15 protein-coding genes and 2 pseudogenes are annotated in these 21,233 nt (G+C 74.6%); 8 read left to right on the top strand and 9 right to left on the bottom strand.

Translation table 11 applies throughout. The features are described 5' to 3' along the window. Positions 1 to 49: 49 nt before the first annotated feature. Complete coding sequence (locus AB0P35_RS01900) at positions 50 to 427, top strand: hypothetical protein (protein WP_363505072.1); 378 nt, start codon at positions 50 to 52, stop codon at positions 425 to 427. A gap of 74 nt (positions 428 to 501) precedes the next feature. Here AB0P35_RS01900 and AB0P35_RS01895 read toward each other — a convergent pair whose 3' ends face one another. Beyond that, a complete protein-coding gene (locus tag AB0P35_RS01895; protein ID WP_363505069.1) occupies positions 502 to 1,011 on the bottom strand; it encodes a MarR family transcriptional regulator in 510 nt (169 codons plus the stop codon). Between the two features lie 157 nt (positions 1,012 to 1,168). On the opposite strand from AB0P35_RS01895, the gene AB0P35_RS01890 reads away from it, so the two are divergent. Next, positions 1,169 to 2,431: a multidrug effflux MFS transporter gene (locus AB0P35_RS01890; protein ID WP_363505066.1), complete on the top strand. Its 1,263-nt coding sequence runs from the start codon at positions 1,169 to 1,171 to the stop codon at positions 2,429 to 2,431. A 46-nt stretch (positions 2,432 to 2,477) separates the two neighbouring features. Here the strand turns inward: AB0P35_RS01890 and AB0P35_RS01885 are convergent, their stop codons facing one another. Next, on the bottom strand, positions 2,478 to 2,681 hold the full coding sequence (locus tag AB0P35_RS01885; RefSeq protein WP_363505063.1) for a carboxymuconolactone decarboxylase family protein: 204 nt from the start codon (positions 2,679 to 2,681) through the stop codon (positions 2,478 to 2,480). A gap of 186 nt (positions 2,682 to 2,867) precedes the next feature. On the opposite strand from AB0P35_RS01885, the gene AB0P35_RS01880 reads away from it, so the two are divergent. After that, positions 2,868 to 3,305 carry an SRPBCC family protein gene (locus AB0P35_RS01880; RefSeq protein ID WP_095871755.1) on the top strand — a complete coding sequence of 146 codons (438 nt, stop codon included), beginning with the start codon at positions 2,868 to 2,870 and terminating at the stop codon, positions 3,303 to 3,305. A gap of 48 nt (positions 3,306 to 3,353) precedes the next feature. Here the strand turns inward: AB0P35_RS01880 and AB0P35_RS01875 are convergent, their stop codons facing one another. Both AB0P35_RS01875 and AB0P35_RS01870 read right to left on the bottom strand, forming a co-directional pair. Next, a complete protein-coding gene (locus AB0P35_RS01875) occupies positions 3,354 to 5,963 on the bottom strand; it encodes a SpoIIE family protein phosphatase (RefSeq protein ID WP_363505060.1) in 2,610 nt (869 codons plus the stop codon). Positions 5,964 to 6,182: 219 nt separating this feature from the next. Continuing rightward, on the bottom strand, positions 6,183 to 6,446 hold the full coding sequence (locus AB0P35_RS01870; RefSeq protein ID WP_179419286.1) for a dsRBD fold-containing protein: 264 nt from the start codon (positions 6,444 to 6,446) through the stop codon (positions 6,183 to 6,185). Positions 6,447 to 6,625: 179 nt separating this feature from the next. Here AB0P35_RS01870 and AB0P35_RS01865 point away from each other — a divergent pair, with 179 nt between their 5' ends. Further along, positions 6,626 to 7,000, top strand: coding sequence for a tetratricopeptide repeat protein (locus AB0P35_RS01865; RefSeq protein WP_363505058.1), 375 nt, complete (start codon positions 6,626 to 6,628; stop codon positions 6,998 to 7,000). Between the two features lie 178 nt (positions 7,001 to 7,178). Then, positions 7,179 to 8,654 carry a M1 family metallopeptidase gene (locus AB0P35_RS01860; RefSeq protein ID WP_363505744.1) on the top strand — a complete coding sequence of 492 codons (1,476 nt, stop codon included), beginning with the start codon at positions 7,179 to 7,181 and terminating at the stop codon, positions 8,652 to 8,654. A 61-nt stretch (positions 8,655 to 8,715) separates the two neighbouring features. Here AB0P35_RS01860 and AB0P35_RS01855 read toward each other — a convergent pair whose 3' ends face one another. Beyond that, positions 8,716 to 10,305 (bottom strand): phospholipase D-like domain-containing protein, encoded by a 1,590-nt coding sequence (locus AB0P35_RS01855; protein ID WP_363505055.1) that lies wholly within the window; start codon positions 10,303 to 10,305, stop codon positions 8,716 to 8,718. A gap of 153 nt (positions 10,306 to 10,458) precedes the next feature. Continuing rightward, positions 10,459 to 13,518 (bottom strand): EAL domain-containing protein, encoded by a 3,060-nt coding sequence (locus AB0P35_RS01850; RefSeq protein ID WP_363505052.1) that lies wholly within the window; start codon positions 13,516 to 13,518, stop codon positions 10,459 to 10,461. 253 nt (positions 13,519 to 13,771) lie between these two features. Here AB0P35_RS01850 and AB0P35_RS01845 point away from each other — a divergent pair. From AB0P35_RS01845 to AB0P35_RS01835, 3 genes and pseudogenes are all read left to right on the top strand, one after another. Then, positions 13,772 to 13,915, top strand: a pseudogene (locus AB0P35_RS01845) (MbtH family NRPS accessory protein); the annotation flags it as partial. A gap of 72 nt (positions 13,916 to 13,987) precedes the next feature. Continuing rightward, positions 13,988 to 16,972, top strand: coding sequence for an amino acid adenylation domain-containing protein (locus AB0P35_RS01840; protein WP_363505741.1), 2,985 nt, complete (start codon positions 13,988 to 13,990; stop codon positions 16,970 to 16,972). After that, on the top strand, positions 16,969 to 17,739 hold the full coding sequence (locus AB0P35_RS01835; protein WP_363505050.1) for a GNAT family N-acetyltransferase: 771 nt from the start codon (positions 16,969 to 16,971) through the stop codon (positions 17,737 to 17,739). The genes AB0P35_RS01840 and AB0P35_RS01835 overlap by 4 nt, the downstream gene beginning before the upstream one ends. Before the next feature lie 33 nt (positions 17,740 to 17,772). Here AB0P35_RS01835 and AB0P35_RS01830 read toward each other — a convergent pair. The 3 genes and pseudogenes from AB0P35_RS01830 to AB0P35_RS01820 all read right to left on the bottom strand — a co-directional run bounded on the left by AB0P35_RS01830 (position 17,773) and on the right by AB0P35_RS01820 (position 21,221). Beyond that, positions 17,773 to 18,491 (bottom strand): annotated as a pseudogene (locus AB0P35_RS01830) (helix-turn-helix domain-containing protein). A 174-nt stretch (positions 18,492 to 18,665) separates the two neighbouring features. Beyond that, the gene (locus AB0P35_RS01825) at positions 18,666 to 19,889 is read right to left on the bottom strand and encodes an MFS transporter (protein WP_363505048.1); all 1,224 of its coding nucleotides are present in this window, start codon (positions 19,887 to 19,889) and stop codon (positions 18,666 to 18,668) included. A 75-nt stretch (positions 19,890 to 19,964) separates the two neighbouring features. Further along, a complete protein-coding gene (locus AB0P35_RS01820) occupies positions 19,965 to 21,221 on the bottom strand; it encodes a metallophosphoesterase (RefSeq protein WP_363505045.1) in 1,257 nt (418 codons plus the stop codon). Positions 21,222 to 21,233: the final 12 nt, after the last annotated feature.

Raw genomic sequence — 21,233 nt, 5'->3', positions numbered from 1 at the left:
GCCCCGGATCGGGCAGCACCCGTGTCCCGGCGGCGTCGTTGGTACCGGTATGAACACTTGTCACCCGGCCGCAGCGGCCGCCGTCCCGGCGCAGGCCCTCCCGCTCCCCCCGGCGCACCAGGAGTTCGGCGCCGCCGACAGCCTCCCCTCCGCGCACCGTGCGGTCTCCCCCGACAGCCCCGCCCCACGCCGCCCGGCGGCCGCACGGGCCCCGCGGCAGACCCAGAACTGGACGACCAGCGCGGCGGAACAGGCCAGCGACGTGCTGAGCGGACTGCGGACCGTCGAGGTGCCGATGGCGGCACTCCAGGCGGCTCTGCTGATCCTCACCGAGCTGGTCGCCCGCCCGCACGAGAGCACCGAGATGCGGGAAGCAGCGCGGGAGATCTGCGGTGTCTTCGCCGGGCTGACCGACCTCGCGGTCTGACACCGGCCGGCCCGGGCCGGAGCCGCGCGCCCCGGCCGCACCGCCGTCGCCCCGGCCGCGCCGCCGCCCCGGGCTCAGGCTTCCGGGTTCTCCACGATCGCGCGCAGCGCCGTCAGCAGGTGGGGGCGGTCCCCCTCGGCCACCGGCGCGAGGAAGAGCCGGTCGACGATCCGGGCGTGCACCTCGGCGGCCCGCCCGAACGCCTCGGCCCCCTGCGCGGTGGCCTCCACCAGGGTGATCCGGCGGTCCTCGGCGGAGGGGGTGCGCCGGACGAGGCCGGCCTGCTCCATCCGGTCGATCAGCCGGGTGGTGCCGCCGCTGGTCAGGGTGAGCCCCTCGGCGAGCTCCCGCTGCGGGATGCCCTCGCCGCGGGCCCGGGCGAGCATCAGCAGCACCTCGAACATGGTGTGGCTGAGGCCGCACTCGGCCCGCATTCCGGCGTCCATGGCCCGGTCGAGGCGGGCGGCGGCGCGCAGCAGCAGGCCGAGCTCGTGGACGGCCGGGCGCTCGGCCGCCGCGGCGAATCCCTCGGCCGCGGAAGGGGCGCCGGGTGCTTCGCCGCCCGCCGCCGGTGCGATCTCCATGGCGGGTGAGTCTACTGATCGTCTCCCGCCGCGTTCCGGGCCTGCCGCCGTCCGGCCCCGGCCCGGATTTGGCTGATCAGTCAATTGCTGAGCAGTCAGCGATCAGGCTACCCTGGCCCCGCACGACACCCGGAGCCGACCGACGGAGAAGCCGCCGATGACCCCCGCATCCGCCCGGCCGGCCGCCCCGGCCGCCACGCTCACCCTCCCGCCGACCGGCCGTGGGCGGCGCCTGCGGCTGATCGTCGTCCTCGGCGCGCTCTCCGCCTTCGCGCCGCTCTCCCTCGACATGTACCTCCCGGCCTTCCCCGCCCTTGCCGGCGACCTGGGCGTGCGGGACGCCGACGTGCAGCTCACCCTGACCGCCTGCATGGTCGGGCTCGCCCTCGGCCAGCTGGTGGCCGGGCCGCTCAGCGACCGCCGGGGCCGCCGCGGCCCGCTGCTGGTCGGCCTGGCCGGCTACATCGCCGCCTCCGCGGTCTGCGCCGTGGCCTCGAACGCCGAGATCCTCACCGGCGCCCGGCTGCTGCAGGGCCTGGCCGGCGCCGCGGGCATCGTGATCAGCCGGGCGGTCGTCCGCGACCTCTACGACGGCACCGAGGCGGCCCGCTTCTTCTCGCTGCTGATGCTGGTGAACGGCCTCGCGCCGATCCTCGCCCCGGTCCTCGGCAGCCAGCTCCTCCGCCTCGCCGACTGGCGCGCGGTCTTCGCGGTGCTCGCCGCCATCGGCGCCGTCCTGCTCGCGGCCGCGGTGCTCGCCCTGCCCGAGTCGCTGCCCGCGGAGCGCCGCAGCGGCGGCGGCCTGGCCCGGACGGTGCGCAGCTTCGGCGGGCTGCTCGCCGACCGCCGCTTCATGGGCCACGCGCTGTCGGCGGGCGCCGCCTTCGCCGCGATGTTCGCCTACATATCCGGCTCCTCCTTCGTGCTGCAGCAGGTGTACGGGCTGAGCGCCCAGCAGTTCGCCCTGGTGTTCGGCGGCAACGCGCTGGGCCTGGTGCTGCTGGGCCAGCTGAACGCGCGGCTGCTGCGCCGCCGGGCGCCCGGGGCGATGCTGCGCGCGGGCCTGGCGGTCTCGGCGGCGGGCGGCGCCGGCCTGCTGGTGGCGGTGGCGGCGGGGCTCGGGCTGTGGGCGGTGTGCGGCTCGCTCCTCCTGGTGGTGGCGGCCATGGGGTTGATCATGCCGAACTCCACCGCGCTGGCGCTCTCCGGGCAGCGCAACGCGGGCACCGCCTCGGCCCTGCTGGGCCTGCTGCAGTTCGCCCTGGGCGGCCTGGCGGCGCCGCTGGTGGGCCTCGGCGGCTCCGGCTCCGCCCTACCGATGGCCGTGGTGATCGCCGCCTTCGCGGCCGTGGCCGTCCTGGTGCACGCCTGCTGGCTCCCCCGCCGCCCGGCCCCCGCACCCGCCCCGGCTGACGGCTGACGTCGGGGCCGGGTTCGCCGCCTGCCGCCGGCCCCGATCGCCGCGTCTACCAGCTCTCGCCGGCCTTCCGGGCCGCGATCGTTCCGCCGACCACGCAGTAGCTGCAGCCGTTGATCTGGCTCGCCCGCAGGTGGACGAGGTCGAGGGTGCTCTCCGGTACGCCTCCCTTCTTCGCCGCCTTGAGGACGCCCAGGACGGCCGGCATGGCCTCGGGGATGACCACGGCCGGGTTCTGCATCCGTGCCTGCACCGCTGTGCTCCCTCTCGTTCGCGCCGCGGCCGTCCGCGGCTGCTCCGGCACCCCTCTGACGGATGCGGTGCGGCGGACGTGACGGCGCGGAGCCACAGATTTCCGCCGGGTCGCGGCCGCGCCTTTTGCGGGCCTGCCCGCTGCGGGGGCAGGCTGGAGGCGGGAACCGAGGAGGCGAGGAGAGCGATGAGCACCCTGGAGGAGCAGATCGAGATCGGCGCCCCGGCCGAGGCGGCCTGGGAGCAGCTGCACCGGATCGCCGACTACCCCCGCTTCGTCGAGGGCGTGCTGCACGCCTCCGCCCGTGGCAGTCACCGTGCCCACCTGGACGTGGAGGTGGACGGCGGCCACCGGGAGTTCGACGCCTTCTTCACCGACCGCGGCCACAACCGGGTGATGACCTGGGAGACGGTGGACGAGCCGCGTCTGCGCGGCACGTTCGCGCTGCGCGCGCTGGACGAGCACCGTACCCAGGTGCAGGTGCGGATCGAGTACGAGCCGGCCGCGGTGGAGGAGCTGTTCGGCGGTCCGCCGCACGGTTTCGCGCAGGCGACCGCGATCGAGCGCACGGTGCGGGCGGATCTGGAGCAGCTGCGCGACCTGGTGGAGCACCGGACCTCCTGAGCGCCCGGCGCACGCAGGGCAGCCCGGCACACGCGGGGCGCAGGGGCCTCAGGGCAGCAGTTGCTCGGCCCAGATGACCTTGCCGGAGTCGGTGTAGCGGGTGCCCCAGCGTTCGGCGAACTGGGCGACCAGGAAGAGGCCGCGGCCGCCCTCGTCGGTGCTGGCGGCGTACTTGAGGTGCGGCGAGGTGCTGCTGCTGTCGGAGACCTCGCAGATCAGGGTGCGGTCGCGGAGCAGCCGGACCCGGATCGGGCCGCCGCCGTAGCGGATGGCGTTGGTGACGAGTTCGCTGAGGATGAGTTCGGTGGTGAAGGCGAGGTCCTCCAGGCCCCACTCCTCCAGCCGGCGGCTGACCTCGCCGCGGACGCCGGAGACGGCGCTGGGGTCGGCGGGGACGTCCCACGTGTCGACGTTCTCGGCGGGCAGGGCGCGGGTGCGGGCGACGAGCAGGGCGATGTCGTCCTTCGGGCTGGCCGGGAGCATCGCCTCCAGCACGTTGTCGCAGGTCTTCTCGGGCGAGAGGCCGGGGTGGGCGGCGAGGGTGGCGCGCAGTGCCTCCAGGCCCTCGTCGATGTCACGGGAGCGGTCCTCGACCAGGCCGTCGGTGTAGAGGACGACGTGGCTGCCCTCGGGGATGTCGATGTCGACGGCCTCGAAGGGCAGGCCGACCAGGCCGAGGGGGGCGCCGGCGGGGAGTTCGGGGAATTCGACGCTGCCGTCGGGGTGGACGACGGCGGGCAGCAGATGGCCGGCCCGGGCCATGGTGCAGCGCAGCGCGACCGGGTCGTAGATGGCGTAGAGGCAGGTGGCGCCGGTGATCGGGGCGTCGCCGTCGAGGGAGGAGTCCTGGTCGATCCGGTTGACGAGGTCGTCGAGGTGGCCGAGGAGTTCGTCGGGGGGCAGGTCGAGGGCGCTGAAGGTGTGGACGGCGGTGCGCAGTCGGCCCATGGTGGCGGCGGCGTGCAGGCCGTGGCCGACGACGTCGCCGACCACCATGGCGACGCGGGCGCCGGAGAGCGGGATGACGTCGAACCAGTCGCCGCCGACGCCGGCCTGGGCGGGCAGGTAGCGGTAGGCGAGGTCGAGGGCGCTCTGGTCGGGCAGGCCGCCGGGCAGCAGGCTGTGCTGCAGGGTGACGGCCATGGCGTGTTCGCGGGTGTAGCGGCGGGCGTTGTCGATGCACAGGCCGGCCCGGGCGACGAGTTCCTCGGCGACGGAGCGGTCGTCCTCGTCGAAGGGGTCGGGGCGTTCGGAGCGCCAGAAGCTGGCCATGCCGAGGACGACGCCGCGGGCTTGGAGGGGCACCGTGAGCAGGGCGTGCACGCCGTAGTTCTGTACGCCGGTGGCGCGGTCGGGGTGGTACTGCTGCCAGGCTTCGAAGGCGGCGGTGAGGTCGGGTTCGAGCACGGCGTCGCCGGAGGCCATGGCGCGGGCGCGGGGGGTGTCGGGGACGAGCGGGACGGGTTCGCCGACGGGGATGAACGGGGAGTCGGGGCGGACGCCGCTGTGGCCGGTGCGGAGCATCACGGCGGGTGTGCCGGTGGGTTCCTCGCCGCGCAGGACGGGCTCGGCGAGGTCGACGGTGACGAAGTCGGCGAAGACGGGGACGGCGGCGTCGGCGAGTTCCTGGGCGGTGCGGGCGACGTCGAGAGTGGTGCCGATGTTGCCGCTGGCGTCGTAGAGCAGTTTGAGGCGGCGTCCGGCGAGTTCGGCGCGGCCGGAGAGGGCCTGCAGCTCGGTGGAGTCGCGGAGGGTGACGACCCGGCCGGGTGGGCCGCCGTTGGTGTCGGTGGAGCGGATGTTGACGGCGAGCAGCCGGTCGCCGGCGCTGACCACCCGGTCGGTGGCGCTCTCGCCGGAGGTGAGCAGGTCGCCGATGGGGCGGTCGAGGGCGAGGGCGGTGACCTGGCGGCCCTCGGCGTCGGCGGGGAGCGGCAGCAGGCGGCGGGCCTCGTCGTTGGCGAGCAGGATCGTCCCGGAGCCGTCGAGGATGAGGACGCCCTCGCGGACGGCGTGCAGCACGGCGTCGTGGTGCTCGTACATGCGGGTCATCTCGGCGGGGCCGAGGCCGCGGGTCTGCCGGCGCAGGCGGCGGCCGACCAGGGCGGTGCCTGCGGTGGCGAGGGCGAGGGCGCCGGCGGCGGTGGCGAGGAGCAGTGGCAGCTGCTGGTCGGCGGTGTCGGCGATCTTGGCCTTGCGGACGCCGGCCGAGACGATGCCGACCACGGTGCCGTCGGGTTCCTCGACGGGGACGGTGGCCTGGACGAGGGGTCCGATGGTGCCGTTGACGCTCTCGATGACGGTCTTTCCGGCGAGGGCGGGGGCGATGGTGCCGACGAACTTCTTGCCGATCCGGTCGGGCATCGGGTGGGTGTAGCGGATGCCTTCGGTGTTCATCACGACGATGAAGTCCACGCCGGAGGTGACCCGGGCGGCCTCGGCCCGCGGTTGGAGGATCACGGTGGGGTTCGAGGTGCTGAGGGCGTCGATGATGCCGGGCGAGTTGGCGAAGGCCTGGGCGACGGCCAGCGAGCGGTTGGCGGCCTCGCGGGAGATGTCGCGCCGGGACTGCAGCACGAGTTCGATGCCCGCGGCGACCACCAGCAGCAGGACGATGACCACCTGGAGGATGAACACCTGGCCTGCGACGGAGCGCATTCGCAACGCCGACCAGGGACGTCGACCGGTGGAGTCGGGGGCCGACGGGGCCCGGGATCGGCCCCTAAACCGGACCATGTGCCTATGTGTACCCCGGACCGCCCCGCCCGGCCAAGAGGTGAGGGCGATCACATCGCTGGACGGACCGCCCGGTCACGCAGGGTGCGGGTGTGCGGGCACGGCGTCGGCACGGCCGGCGCCGGGGCCGCCCGGGATTCGTCAGTAGATGAGGTAGTTGGGCCGGTGGCCCTCGTCGGCGATCTCGCCGTCGGCCACCGAGCGCAGCTTGCGGGAGAGTTCGTCGAGTGCCCGGGAGGCGGCGACCTCCTCGCCGATCCTGGCCAGCGGCCGGTCGTCGCGGCTCTTGACCGCTTCGCCGTGGCCGCTGAGGCCGGGCGCGTGCGAACCGCGCAGCCGGGCGTCGCAGGCCGTGTTGACGCCGTCCTCCGCGAAGACCAGCTCTACGTCCCACTGGTTGTGCATGGCGCACCTCCTCTGGCGGGCCCCGGTTCCAGCGTGCGCCCGGGGGTGGCGGCCGGGCAACCAGGGAGGGCGGCGGGCGCGCCGGGACGCCGGGAATGCCCTCATGTCGGTGAACGTTCAACTGACCGGTCCTGATGCGGGCCGGACGGAGCGGGGGACGAGCCGAGAGGAGTCGCACGGTGTTCCACGAGTACCTGGCGGGCGAGACCGCCGAGCAGTGGCGCTGGGCCGGACTGTACTTCGACGCGAAGGAGTACACGGAGGCGGCGAAGCTGCTGGCGCCGGTGGTCGAGCAGCACCCGGAGCAGGTCGGCCCGCGCCTGCTGCTGGCCCGCGCCTACTTCCACTCCGCCCAGCTGCGGCGGGCCGAGGAGCAACTGCGCGAGGTGGTGGCGCGCGACCCGGTCGAGCAGTACGCGCACCTGATGCTGGGGCGGACGCTGGAGCGCCAGGGCCGGGCGGCGGAGGCGGCGCGCTGGCTGCGGCTGGCGGCGGCGCTGGAGGGTCCGGCGACAGAGGGTCCGGCGGCGGGGGGTGCCGCGGCGGAGGGGTGACGGCCCCCGGTCCGGCGGGGCCGGTCGGGGTGTCCGGGTCACGGCCGTTCGGCCGCAGGCGACCTTGCATGGACACGTCACCAAGGTGACACTGGGGCGCGCCTGACGGAGTGTCGAACCGACACACCGTCACCCGACCGCACCCCGACCGCACTGGAGGACCCCTGTGCGCACGAGGATGATCGTCTCCCTGGTGGCCGCCGCCACCCTGCTGCTCGCCGATCCGGCGTCGGCGGCCGCGGCGGCCGCCGGCGCCCCGGGCGTCGGCGACGCCTACTACCCGACCTACGGCAACGGCGGCTACGACGTCTCGCACTACGACATCCGGCTGAAGTACCAGCCCGCCACCGACCGGCTGGAGGGCACCACCACGATCCTTGCCACCGCCACCCAGGACCTCTCGCGCTTCGACCTCGACTTCGCGCTCGACGTGAGCGAGGTGCTGGTGAACGGCCGGCCCGCGAAGTTCGCCGCGACCGGCGAGCAGGAACTGGAGGTCACCCCGGCGGCGCCGCTGGCCAAGGGGCAGCGCACCACCGTGGTGGTCCGCTACGCGGGCACCCCGTCCGCGGTCTCCCGCTACGGCTTCACCGCCTGGCTGCGCACCCCCGACGGCGGGGTGGCGGCGGGTGAACCGGAGGCCGCCTGGTGGTGGTTCCCGAGCAACGACCACCCGTCGGACAAGGCCACCTTCGACGTGTCGGTGCTCGTCCCGGACGGCACCCAGGTGATCAGCAACGGCGACCTGGTCTCGCAGAGCTCGAAGATCGGCTGGACCCGCTGGAACTGGCGGCAGACCCGGCCGCAGGCCACCTACCTGGCCACCCTGGCGGTCGGCCGCTTCGACATCACCCGGTCCACCAGCCCGGGCGGCATCCCGGTGCTGAACGCCTACAGCCGCGACCTCGGCGACAACGACGGCGCGGCCCGCGCCAGCGTGGAGCGCACCGGCGAGCTCGCCGACTGGCTGGCCGAGCGGTTCGGCCCCTACCCGTTCGGCTCGGTCGGCGGCTACGTGCCGAACGTGCGGACGGGGTACGCGCTGGAGAACCAGACCCGGGTGTTCTACAGCCCCCGGCAGTTCGCCCGCGGCTCCAACACCTCGGTGGTGGTGCACGAGCTGGCCCACCAGTGGTTCGGCGACACGGTGTCGGTGCGCCGGTGGAGCGAGATCTGGCTGAACGAGGGCTTCGCCACCTACGCGCAGTGGCTCTGGTCCGAGCACGAGAACGAGGGCACCGCACAGGAGCTCGCGGACTGGGTCTGGTCGTCGCATCCGGCGGACGACCCGTTCTGGACGGTGAAGCCCGGCGACCCCGGCCCCGACCACCAGTTCGACGCGGCCGTGTACGACCGCGGCGCGCTCGCCCTGCAGACACTGCGCACCGAGGTCGGCGACGACGCCTTCTTCCGCATCCTGAAGGGCTGGCCGGCCGAGTACCGGTACGGCAGCGCGACGATCGCCGACTTCCGGCAGTACGCCGAGCGGGTCTCCGGCCGGCCGCTCGGCGAGCTGCTGCAGACCTGGCTCTACACCCCGGCGAGGCCGGCCCGCGGCGCGGTGCCGTCCACCGCGGCGTCCGCGGCCCGGCCGTCGGCGGCCCCGCGGGAGCCGCGCTCCTGGGCGAGGATCCACGCCGCGCAGGAGCACTGACGGTGGTTCGGCTCCCGCCCCGCCGTCCACGAGCGGGGCGGGAGCCGGGTCGGGCGGGCCGTCAGGCGGTGCAGGTCCCGCGCGCCCAGTCGACGGTCGCGGCGGCCTGCGAGTACTGCCACTGCGGGGCGAGCACCTCGGCGTCCAGCCGGCCGGCGGCGGCCCGGTCCTCGACGATGTAGCCGAAGTCCTGCAGCCAGGCCGGGTAGAGGTTCTTCGACCCGGTGTAGAAGGCCTGGCCGTCCACCGAGACCACCTTGTGGTGCAGCGCGTACGGGTGGCCGTCGGCCCAGGTGGCGGTCGGCGCCGCGCGGAAGGAGGCGAGCTGCAGGTTGCCGCAGAGCGCGGCGCGGCCCTTGGCCTGGTCACCCGTCAGCTTCACCAGGCGGTCCTTCAGCACGTCGCTGATCTCGGCGAGGGACTTGATCTGCGAGTAGCCGCCGCTGCCGACCGCGCCGCGGTTGGCCGGGTCGCTGACCACGATCCGCACCTTGACGCCGGCGGCCAGCTTGGCGGCCAGCACGTCGTACAGCCGCTGGTCGTAGCGGGGCAGCGGCGGGCAGGTGGCGTTGAGGTCCTGCTGGGAGATCTCGACGTGGTCGGTGGCGCTGGCGACCAGGGCGCGCAGCGCGTTCTCCTCGGGGTTGACCGTCTCGTAGTCGCGGTCGTTGTTGGTGTGGTCGGGCAGGCCGATGCCGCACCGGGTGGCGGAGGCCCCCGGCAGCTGCGGACGGTAGCCGGACGCCGGGTCGGCGGTGCGCACCCCGACGCCGAGGCCGCCGACGGCGATCACCGGGACGCCGCCGGCCTGCGGGGCGGCGGGGGTGTCCAGGGTGCGCAGGCAGCCGGCTCCGGCGGAGGCGGCGAACCAGACGTTCTGGCTGAGGCCGCCGGTGTTGTCGCAGGTCCAGGACCAGAGGGTGTCGAGGTAGCGGGCGGCGGTGCCGGCCGCGGGCCCGGTGATCTCGACGTCGGCGTCGGTGACCGGGTGGGCGGTGTCCAGGTAGTCGTCCTTCCACCCGTTGATGCCTCCGACGATCGCGGTGGCGCCGTCCACGACCAGGATCTTGGAGTGGTTCCAGGACAGGCCGGTGCGGGAGGTGGTGGCGGAGGCGACGGTGAGGGTGACGTTCGCGGCGGCCGGGCCGAGCTTCGAGATCAGCTCGTCGCGGTAGGCCGCGGGCCGCACGTTCAGGTGGTAGACGGGGGCCGCGCCGACCAGGATGCGCACGGTGAGGTGCCGCCCGTCGGCGGTGGCCTGCTTGAGGCCGGCGACCAGGGCGTCCTCGAAGCCGCCGTTCGGGAAGGGCGCCAGCGAGGAGACGTCGACCGTGCGGGTGGCGGCGGCGACGGCGGCGGTGGTGCGGGCGAGCAGCTGCTCGCTGCCGGTGCGGGTACCGCAGGCCGGGTCGCCCCAGCAGCCGGGTGTCTGCAGCACGCCGTCGAAGCGGTTGCCGTCGCTGCGCTGCCAGACCGTGCCGTCCAGGCTCGGCGAGACCTCGCGCAGGGTCTGTTCGACGACGTCGAGGTGCGGGGTCGCGGGCGGTGCGGCGTAGGCCGGTGCGGCGGCGGGGAGCACGCCGAGGACGGCGGCGAGGACGAGCAGGGGGCGGGTGACGCGGCCGTTGCGGCGCGGTCGGCGGTCGGGCACGGAGAGGGTCCTTTGGCAGATCACCAACAATCTACCTGATGGTAACTTGATGGACCGCCAGATGATCGAACCGGGTCGCCGGTTGATCACTTCGCGGCCGGTCGCACCGGGTCGGCCGGTGAGGGCGGCGAGGCCGCCCCGGCACCGGCCGCCTCAGCCGCGCCCGCCGATGTGCAGCCCGGCCGGCCGCGCGTCGTCCTGCACCAGCCGGCCCGCCTGGTCCGAGGTGAGCGGCCGGGCGAACAGGTAGCCCTGGCCGAGCGGGCAGCCCATCGCGGCCAGCAGGTCGCGCTGGACGGTGTTCTCGATCCCCTCCGCGATGACCTGCACACCGAGCGTGTCGGCGATCCGCGCGATGCCCTCGACCAGCGCGTACTGCTGCTGGGAGTGGCCGAGCCCGTCGATGAAGGACTTGTCGATCTTCAGGATGGAGATCGGGAACTCCCGCAGGTAGCTCAGCGAGGAGTAGCCGGTGCCGAAGTCGTCGATGGCGATCTGCACCCCGAGGTCGCCCAGCATCTGCATGTCGGTGCGGACCCGCTCGTCGCGGCGCATCAGCACCGTCTCGGTGAGCTCCAGCACCAGCGTGGACGGCTCGATGCCGCTCTGGTCGAGCGCCCGGCGGACGGTGTCCACGAATCCCGCGTCGCGGAACTGGCGGCCGGAGACGTTGACGCTCACCCGCAGCGGGCCGCGCCCGCCGACCGCCCGCTCGGCCTTCGTCAGCCGCTGCCACTGGGCCGCCTCGGAGACCGCCCGCTCCAGCACCCAGGCGCCGAGCGGCACGATCTGGCCGCTCTCTTCGGCGAGCGAGATGAACTCCTCCGGCAGCACCATGCCGCGCCGCGCGTGCGGCCAGCGCACCAGCGCCTCGAAGCCCACCAGGCCGCCCGAGGTGAGGTCGACGATCGGCTGGTAGTACAGCGCGAAGGCGGACTCCGCGATCGCCTCGTCCAGGCTCTCGTTGAGCTCGTGCCGCTCGACCAGGCCGGCCTGCAGCGCCGGCCGGTAGTGGCACCACTGCCGCTTGCCGGCCGCCTTGGCCGAGTACAGCGCCAGGTCGGCGTGGGTGAGCAGCTCGGCGCCGTCGTCGCTGTCCTCGGTGGTGGCGACGCCGACGCTGGCGGCCACCCGGACGGCGCCGGAGCTCAGCCTGAACGGCTCCTCGAAGACGGCCAGCACCGCCGAGGCGGTCGCCCCGACGTCGGCCGGCGAGATGGCGTCCTCGACCAGCACGGCGAACTCGTCACCGCCGAGCCGGGCCGCCGTGTCGGAGGTGCGCAGCGCGGTGGAGATCCGCAGCGAGACGGCGACCAGGAGTTCGTCGCCGACCGCGTGGCCCTGGGTGTCGTTGACCACCTTGAAGTCGTCGAGGTCGATGAAGAGCACGCCGGTGACGGTGCCGCGCCGGCCGCTGCGGGACAGCGCGTGGCCGACCCGGTCCTGGAAGAGGACCCGGTTGGCCAGGCCGGTCAGCGAGTCGTGGAACGCACGGTGGGTGAGTTCGCGCTCCATCTGCCGCTGGTCGGTGACGTCGCGCAGGGTGAGCACCAGGCCGCCGACCGTGGGGTCGTCGCGCAGGTCGTTCCAGCGGACCTCGGCCTCGATCACGGTGCGGTCGTTGCGCAGCAGCCGCCAGTGCTCGCGCTGCTCGGCCTGCTCGCGGGTGCGCATGCGCAGCAGGGCCTGGTTGACGGCACGACTGTCCTCCGGCGGTACCAGGTCGGTGAGGGCCTGGCCGTCGAGCGAGGGGTAGCCGAGGACGCGGTCCGCCGAGGAGCTGGAGTACCGGATGGTGTCGTCCGCGCGCAGGATGAGGATCACGTCGGAGGCGCTCTGCACCAGCGTGCGGAAGTACAGCTCGCTGTTGCGGCGCGTGATCTCCTCGTTGAGCATCACCCGCTCGACCGCGAGGGCGGCCTGGGCGGCGAGGATGTCCAGGGTGCCCCATAAAGCCGTGAGCCGGTGCTCCGTGCCGCCGACGACGAGGGCGCCGATCAGCGGGTCGCCCGAGGGGCGCTTCTCCAGGACGAGCGGGCAGATGAGCGCGCTGGGGGCGCCCTCCAGGCGGAAGGCGAGCCCCTTGTCGAGGGTGGAGACCGGTACCAGGCGGCTCTCGCGGACGGGCTCGACCTCGATCGGGCCGTCCCCGTCGGCACGCAGGGCGCCCTCGTCGCCGACCGCGAGCATGGCCACGTGCGCCGGCTCGGCGGGGACGAGCGCGGAGGCGGCGGCGCGGACGGCATCGGCGACCTGGGCGACGGTGACGGCCCCGCCGAGCGAGGCGCCGGCCATCCGCAGCACCCGCTCGCGCTCGACGGCGTGCCGGTGGTTGAGGACGACCCCGGCGAGACGGGAGAGCACCAGCAGGAACAGCACCGCGGAGAACCCGCCGATGACGGCCGCGTTCCCGGCGTCGCCCTGGGTCACCTCCAGGACGAGCATGGTCGGGGCGATCAGCGAGGCGACGGCGAGCAGGGCGATCCGGCCGCGGCTGATGTCCGGCGGCTGGGTGGGGATGGGTCTGGTGAGTTCCACCATCGAGGGGTGCAGCGCGGCCGCACCCCAGGCGGTGTAGAGCGCCGCCCAGCCGAGTTCGACGGGGGTGCCGATCCGCCACACCCCGTGCAGCTGGATCAGGCCGTAGAGGACGTCGGAGACCAGCAGGCCGACGGTGCCGACGGTCAGCAGCAGCACCGCGGGGCTCTTGCCGCCGCGCGGGGCCAGCAGCCGCATCAGCATGGCGAGGACGAGGACGTCGCCGAGCGGGTAGGCGATCGAGACGGCCTTCTGGAACCAGGTGAGTTCCGGGTTCCTGGCGTACGGGACGACCAGGTACATCCAGCTCAGCAGGGCGAGGCCGACCGTCAGGGTCAGGGCGTCGATCAGCGAGCCGCGGTCCTGGTGGGCGGTGCGCCATCGGATGAATCCCCAGACGCCGGCCGCGTACAGCACGAACTCGGCGAGGTAGAAGGCGTCCGCCAAGGAGGGAAAGGCCGTCTGGTGCAGGTAGTTGGTCTGGACGACCTGCACGACCTCGCCGATGGTGAAGCTGAGGTTCGCCACCGCCAGCAGGTACCACGCGCTGGCGTGGGCGGGCCGGTTGAGGTGGACTCCGATCACGATGGCGGCGAAACTGCTCAGCCCGATACCCGTCCACCAGATGATGCGGTCGGCGGGAAATCGGTAGTACACCACCGTCAGCAGGACCATCCAGCCGATATAACAGACCGTCAGCCGCTGTCGTCGACGTGTCAACCCAGCTACCTCCTTCGGAGGTGGTGAGCCGAACCGCTCAAGAATTGGGGCGCTCCCAATCATACATAGCGAGGCACGGGTGCCTATAGTCGAGATTATCGGGGGCGGTCCGTGGCGGGCGGCGGAGGCCGCGGCCGTACAGGGCACCTGCCCTGCACTCCCCGATATATCCCGGTAATCCATCCGCCGTCTGTCGAGGTCGTCGCCGGTGGAGCAGTCGAATCACGTGCAATCCCCCCATTTCGGGCCCCATCTCGTCCTGACGAACGAAGATGGACAGTATGCGATTTGGACGAACGAACTCCCGGTACCCGAGGGATGGCGGAGCGTATTCGGACCGGCCGATCGCGAGGAATGCCGTCGCGAGGTCCGGGCCCGCTGGCAGGACCTGAGACCGGCCGGGCCGGCCGGCCCCGGGCGCACGGTGCACGCGCTCTTCCGCGAGCAGGCCGCCAGCCGTCCCGGCGCGCTCGCGGTGCTCTGCGACGACGGACCGCTCACCTACGCCGAACTGGACGGCCGCAGCGACCGGCTGGCCGAGGAGCTGCGGGCGCTCGGCGTCGGCCCGGACGCGGTCGTGCCGGTGTGTCTGGAGCGCAGCGGCGACATGGTGGTGGCCCTGCTCGCGGCGCTCAAGGCGGGCGGCGCGTTCCTGCCGCTGGATCCGTCCCACCCCGACCGCCGGCTGGCCGCACTGGCCGCCGACTCCGGCGGCGGGCCGGTGGTGACGTCGCGTGACCACGCCGGGCTCTTCCCCGGGGCGGTGCTGGTGGAGGCGTACCGGACGGCCGGGCCGCCGATCGCGACACCGCCGACCGACCTCACCGACCCGGACGATCTCGCCTACCTCATCTACACCTCCGGCACCACCGGGGAGCCGAAGGGCGTTCCGGTCAGCCACCGCACCATGGTGTTCACGCTGTCGCGGATCGCCGAGGCCTACGCTCTGTCACCGGCCGACCGGGTGCTCCAGTTGGGTGCGCTGGGCTTCGACACCTCGCTGGAGCAGATATTCACCCCGCTGCTGAACGGGGCGACGCTGGTGCTCGGCGGCCGGCACCCGTGGGCGCCCATCGAGCTGGCCCACCGACTGCCCGAACTGGGCATCACGGTGGCGGATCTGACGCCCACGTACTGGCACCGGCTGCTGGCGGTGCTGCCCGAGCACGGTCCGGCGGCGCACTCGCTGCGGCTGCTGATAGTCGGCGGTGACACCGTGCCGGCCGAGGACTGCCGCGAGACGCTGCGCCGGCTGCCCGGCACCCGGTTGCTCAACGCGTACGGTCTCACCGAGACGGGCATCACCTCGACCCTGTGCGAGATACGCCCCGAGCTGCTGGCCCAGCCCGCCAACGCGCCCGTCCCGGTGGGGCGGCCGCTGCTCGGCACCTTCGTGCACGTGCTGGACACCCACCTGCGCCCGGTGCCGCCCGGCGAGAAGGGCGAGGTGTACATCGGCGGTCCGGGGCTCGCCCGCGGTTACTGGAAGCGACCGGATCTGACGGCGGAAAGGTTTCTACCCGAACCGTATGCGGGTACCCCCGGCGGGCGGATGTACCGCACCGGCGACACCGGGCGGTGGCGGCCGGACGGCACCCTGGAGCTGATCGGCCGGGCCGACGACCAGGTGAAGATCCGCGGCTACCGGGTCGACCCCGGCGAGATCGAGGCCGTCCTGGGCGAGCACCCGGAGGTCGGCGAGGTCCGGGTGGTCGCCGGCGACACGGCCGGCGGCCGGGCGCTCACCGCGTACTACACCGCCCGCAGCGGGCAGCCCGAGGACCTGCGGCAGTACCTGGCCACGCGGCTGCCCGACCACCTGGTGCCCGGCGCCTTCGTCCCGGTCGAGCAGATGCCCGTCACCCCGAGCGGCAAGATCGACCGGACCGGGCTGACGCGCGGCCGCAAGACCCCCGGCCACACCGGCGGCGGGCCCGGCACCACGGTGCAGGCCGGCCTCGCCTACCTCTGGGCGCAGATCCTCGACGTCGAACACGTCGGACCCGAGGACGACTTCTTCGAGCTCGGCGGCAACTCCCTGCTGGCGATGGAGATGCTCGCCCGCGCCCGGATCATGTTCGGCATCGGCGTGGACCGGATCCGCACCCTCACCCGCGCCCTGCTGAGGAACCCGACCCTCGGCGCGTTCTCCGCCGTCGCCCGGGACGCCAGCCGGGCCCTGCCCGCCGAACACGGTCAGCGGATCGACTTCGCCGCCGAGGCCGAACTCGGCGTGCCCGTGCACCGCGACCCGCAGCGCACCGCCCCCCGCTGGCGCCAGCCCACCGACATCCTGCTGACCGGCGCCACCGGCTTCTGCGGCACCCACCTGCTGCGCGCGCTGCTGGAGACCACCGACGCCCGGGTGCACTGTCTGGTCCGCGCCCCCGACCCGGAGCACGGCCTGGAGCGGCTGCGCGCCGCGCACCAGCGGTACCTGCTGCGCGACCTGCACTCGGACCGGGTGGTGCCGGTGGTCGGCGACCTCTCCGAGCCGCTGCTCGGCCTCGGCCGGCGGCGCTTCGAGCAGCTCGCCGGCACCGTCGACCTGATCCACCACCTCGGCGGGCAGGTGAACTTCCTCTACCCGTACCACCAGCTGCGGGCGGCGAACGTGGCCGGCACCCGCGAGATCATCCGGCTCGCCGGGCACTCCCGGGCCGTCCCGGTGCACTACCTGTCCAGCATGGCCGTCCTGGCCGGCTACGGCCCGGCGGGCACCCGGCAGGTCACCGAGCAGAGCCCGCTCGCCCACGCCGACCGGCTCTCGGTCGGGTACGTCGAGAGCAAGTGGGTCGCGGAGGCGCTGCTGCACCACGCCGCGGCCGCGGGGCTCCCGGTGACCGTCCACCGGGTCAACGACGTCACCGGCGACCTGCGGCACGGCGTCATCAACCCCGGCACCGAACTCTCCGCGATCATCCGCTACCTGTGGGACAGCGGCACCAGCCCCGACGTCGACCTGCCGCTCGACTTCGTGCCCGCCGACGTCTTCACCCGCGCCCTCGCGCTCGTCTCCACCCGCGAGGCCGCCGAGGGCCAGGTGCTGCACCTCACCAACCCGGACCCGGCCACGCTCACCGACCTCGCCGAGCGCATCCGCTCCCGTGGCCGCCCGGTCGAGCACCTCCCGTACCGGGAGTGGGTACGCCGTCTGATCGGCTTCGCCACCGCCAACCCGACCCATCCGATCACCGCGTTCGTGCCGCTCTTCGTCGACCGCGCGGAGGGCACCGACATGACCATCAGCGAGATGTACTTCCGTCCCACCTTCCCGGAGTTCACCCGCACCGGCGCCGACCGGGCGCTGGCCCGTGCCGGGATCGCGCTGCCGCCGGTGGACGCCGAACTCCTCGACTTCTACCTCGACCGCCTGGAGGCGAGCGGACAGTTGGAGCACGTCGCGTGACCACTACCGCCCAGTGGTGGGCCGCACTCGACCTCGGCCGCTCGCCCGCCGACGCCCCCGCGGCGTTCTGCGCCGACCTCGGGCCGGACTCGCTGCTCGCCGGCTACCGGGCCGGCGTCTTCCCGATGCCCGCGCAGGACGAGTACAGCCTGTGGATGAACGAGGCCCGGTACGAGGAGGAGGTCGCCGAGGGCGTCATCGCCGCTCCCGGCGGCGCCCGCGAGGAGGACTTCGGCGTCGCCTGGTGGTCCCCCGACCCGAGGCCCGTCGTCCCGGTCGGCGGCGCCCGGCTGGGCAGCCGGCTCTCCCGCCGGCTCCGCAACCGGAACGACTGGACCACCACCACCGACAAGGCCTTCGGCGAGGTCGTCGACCGCTGCGCCGAGGGCCGCAGCCCTGCCTGGCTCACCGCCGAGCTGCGGACCGCGCTGCGGGCACTGCACGACCGCGGCCGGGCGCACAGCACCGAGGTGTGGGAGAACGGCGAGCTGGTCGGCGGCGCGTTCGGCGTCCGGGTCGGGCCGGTGCTCAGCCTGGACTCCATGGTCGGCTTACGGCCCGACGCCGCGCGGGTGGCCGTGGTCGACCTCGCACAGCGCTTCGGCGAGGCCGGCGGGATCCTGCTGGACGTCCAGTGGGACAGCCCGCACATCCGCAGCCTCGGAGCGCTGCCGATGCCGCGCTCCGACTACCTGGCCCTGCTGAGGGACGGCCCGAGGGCGGGGCCGCCGTCCGGCGAGGAGCGGCCGGTGTGGCGGCTGGGCTGAGGATGCGGGCTGTCGGGCCGGTGCCGGGGGCCGTCAGGCCGGTAGCAGGAGACCGTCCGGCAGGCCCAGCCCGTCGTGCAGGGCGCGGCGGCCCGCCGGGGTCACGGCCACCGCGCGGGTGTGCCGATCCGGGTGATCCACCCCTCGGCGAAGGCGTGCCCGCACAGGGCCGCGCCGACCGCCCCGGCCAGGTGCGGCCGACGCTCGGTCCAGTCCAGGCAGGGCCGCACCGCGGGCCGGCGGGTGCCCGCCGGGACGGTCACTCCGGCCGCACCCAGCCAGGCCTCGCCCTCGGCGGTCAGGCGCAGCCCGTGCGCCCAGTCCAGCAGCCCGCGCGCGGTCATCGCGTCCGTGATGGCCACCCCGACCGCCCCGGCGAGGTGGTCGTAGCAGGTGCGGGCGTGGGCGAGGGCCCGCCCGCGGCCGTGCGCCGAGAGCGAGGCGGGCCGTTCGGGGCGGCCGGGCACCAGGGCGGCGAGCTGCTCCACCAGCTCGGCCACCTGCGGGTCGGCCAGCCGGACGTAGCGGTGCCGGCCCTGCCGCTCCTCGGCGAGCAGGCCGCCGCGCACCAGCCGGTTGAGGTGTTCGGTCGCGGTGGGGGCGGCGACCCCGGCGTGGTGGGCCAGCTCCGTCGCCGTCCACGCCCGCCCGTCCAGCAGGGCCAGGCAGAAGGCCGCCCGCGTGCCGTCCGCCAGCAGCCCCGCCACGGCCGCCAGGTCGCGGCCCGCCGTCCGTGTTCGTTCGGTGTCCACCCGCCCATTCTGGACCGCCGACCCTTCGGCCCCCGCCGAACCGTCCGCCCCTGGCCGCCCGGTCTCGGTCGGCCCGGATCGCGGCCGCCGGCATGCGACCGCGGCCGCCGCCACGCCCGTCGGTGGGCCCGTCGGTGGGCCCGCCGCGTGCGGGCGCCGTCCCCCGGGTGTCCGTCAGGCGGCGCCGTGGCGCGTCCGTTCCGGGGCGGGGGCGGAGGTCGGGGCGGGTTCGGGGTACGGCGGCGGCTCGCCGGGGAGGGCGGCGGCTGCGGCGAGCGGGAAGGCGGCGGCCAGGCCGAAGGCGGGGGCGAAGCCGTGGGCGGTGATCAGGGCGCCGGTGAGCGGCGGTACCAGGACGATCGCGGCGTGCTGGCCGAGGCCGTGCACACCGAGGGCCCGGCCCGCCCAGCCCGGACCGGCGTGCTCGGCGACGGCGGTGTTGTGCAGCCCGTTGGTCGAGACGGTCAGACCGGTGGCCAGCAGCAGGGCGGCGACCGCGAGCGGCGGTGCCGCCAGGGCGCCGACGGCGAGCAGCAGGAGGTCCACGGCGGCGGCGAGCGCGAGCAGCCGCATCGGGCGGATCCGGCTGCCGACCCGGTCCGACCACCAGCCGGCCAGCAGCCGCACCCCGGCGCCGCCCAGGTTGGCGGCCGCGAGGACGGTGCCGGCCGTCGCGGCCGGCCAGCCGCGTCCGGCGGTCAGGTAGACCAGCGCGAATCCGGCCACCACGAACTGCGGGACGCACAGCAGGGCGGCCGCGCCGTGCAGCCGCCACAGCCGGCCGCCGCGGTACGGGCCGGGCCAGCGGGTCGGGACTGCACCGGCAGGCCGGGGCGGGTCGGCGGCCAGCGGCAGGACGGCGCCGCCGGCCAGTGCGCAGAGCACGGCGCAGCAGCCGAGGGCGGCGGGCAGGCCGGCGTGTTCGGCGAGCGGTGGGAGGACGGCTGCGGCGAGTCCGACGCCGAGCGGCTGGGAGGCCTGCCGGACGCCCATGGCGATGCCGCGCCGGTGCGGCGGGAACCAGCCGATGACCAGACGGCCGGAGGCGGCGTTCACCGAGGCCCCGCACGCCCCCGCGAGGACGAGGAGCACGGCGAGGGCGGCGACGCTGTGGACGGCGGCGGCGGCCGCGAGGACGGCGGCCGCCGGGAGCAGTCCGGCGGCGAGGGCGAACCGTTCGCCGCGGCGGTCGGCGACGGTGCCCCAGCCGACCATGGCGAGCAGGATGCCGAGGATCGGACCGGAGACGAGCGCGCCGGCCCCGGCGAGGGAGAGGCCGAACTCGCGCTGGAAGGCGGGCAGGAGGGACGGCAGGCCGTAGAGGGCCGTGGTCATGGCGGTCTGGCCGCCCGTCCCGATCGCGAGCATCAGCCATCGGCGGCGTGGGTTCCCGGTCATACCGGGAACCCTACGGACGCTCACGACGTGGGACGAATGATTCCGACATGCGGGACGGAACGGACGGACAGTTCGTCAGGCCTGGCGGGAGGCGAGGGTGACGATCGTGATGTCGGAGGGTGCGCCGACCCGGACGGGCGGGCCCCAGGCGCCGGCGCCGCGGGTGACGTACAGCTGGGTGTCGCCGTAGCGCTCCAGGCCGGCGACGGTCGGATTGGCCAGTGCGGCGAGGTAGTTGCCCGGCCAGAGCTGGCCGCCGTGGGTGTGGCCGGAGAGCTGGAGGTCGACGCCGCGGCGGACGGCCTCGTGCACGGCGACCGGCTGATGGGCCATCAGGACGGCGGCGCGGCGGGCGTCCCGGTCGCCGAGGGCGCGGTCGTAGTCGGGGCCCTGGCCCTCGGCGGTGCCGGCGATGTCGTTGACGCCGGCCAGGTCGAAGTGGGCGAGCTCGGTACGGGCGTTCTCCAGCGGGTGCACGCCGAGCTCGCGGACGAACTCCACCCAGGGGGCGGCACCGGAGAAGTACTCGTGGTTGCCGGTGACGAAGTACGCGCCGTCGCGGGCGCGCAGCCGGGCGAGCGGTTCGGCGGCGGCGCCGAGCTCGGGCACGGTGCCGTCGACCAGATCGCCGACGATGGTGATCAGGTCGGGCTGGGTGCTGTTGATGGTGTCGACGATGCGCTGGGTGTGGGCGCGGCCCAGGATCGGCCCGAGGTGGATGTCGCTGACCACGGCGATCCGGTAGCCGTGCGCCTGCCGGGGCAGCTTGGCGAGCGGGACGGTGACCTGCTTGAGCCGCGGCCCGCGGAGGACGCCGTACGCGCCGTTGCCGACGACCGCGGCGGCGGTGGCCCCGGCGGCGACGGCCACGCCGCGGGCGACCAGCAGTCGGCGCGACGGGTCGGCCGGCCCGGTCCGGGCGGTGGACGGGTCCCGTTCGACGGCAGGCGGGGCCGGGTCCCGCTCGGCGGCGGCCGGGGCACCGGGGGCCACCGCCACGGGCTGCGGCCGGGCGGCGGGCTTCGGGCGGCCGAGGCGCAGCAGCACCGGCCGGACGGCCTCCCCCACCAGCAGGGCGAGCACCAGGTACAGCAGGACGGCGAGCCAGAGGTAGCCCGGCCAGGCGAGCCAGCGCTCGACGGCGAGCGGCAGGGCCCTTCCGCCGATCAGCGCGCCGAGGGAGAGCAGCGGGAGGAGGACGAGGAGTCCGGTCCCGATCCGGCGCCAGGCACTGCCGGGGGCCGCGACGTCGCGCACTGTCCGCCGCCAGACGTACCAGTGGACGAGGGTGAGCAGGGCGACGGCCACCAGCAGGACGAGCGCGATCATCATGCGGACAGTATC

The organism is Kitasatospora sp. NPDC085879 (assembly GCF_040686255.1).
Classification (GTDB): Bacteria; Actinomycetota; Actinomycetes; order Streptomycetales; family Streptomycetaceae; genus Kitasatospora.
The sequence above is the reverse complement of the archived record's forward strand: the minus strand, read 5'-3'. Positions and strand labels throughout refer to the sequence as shown.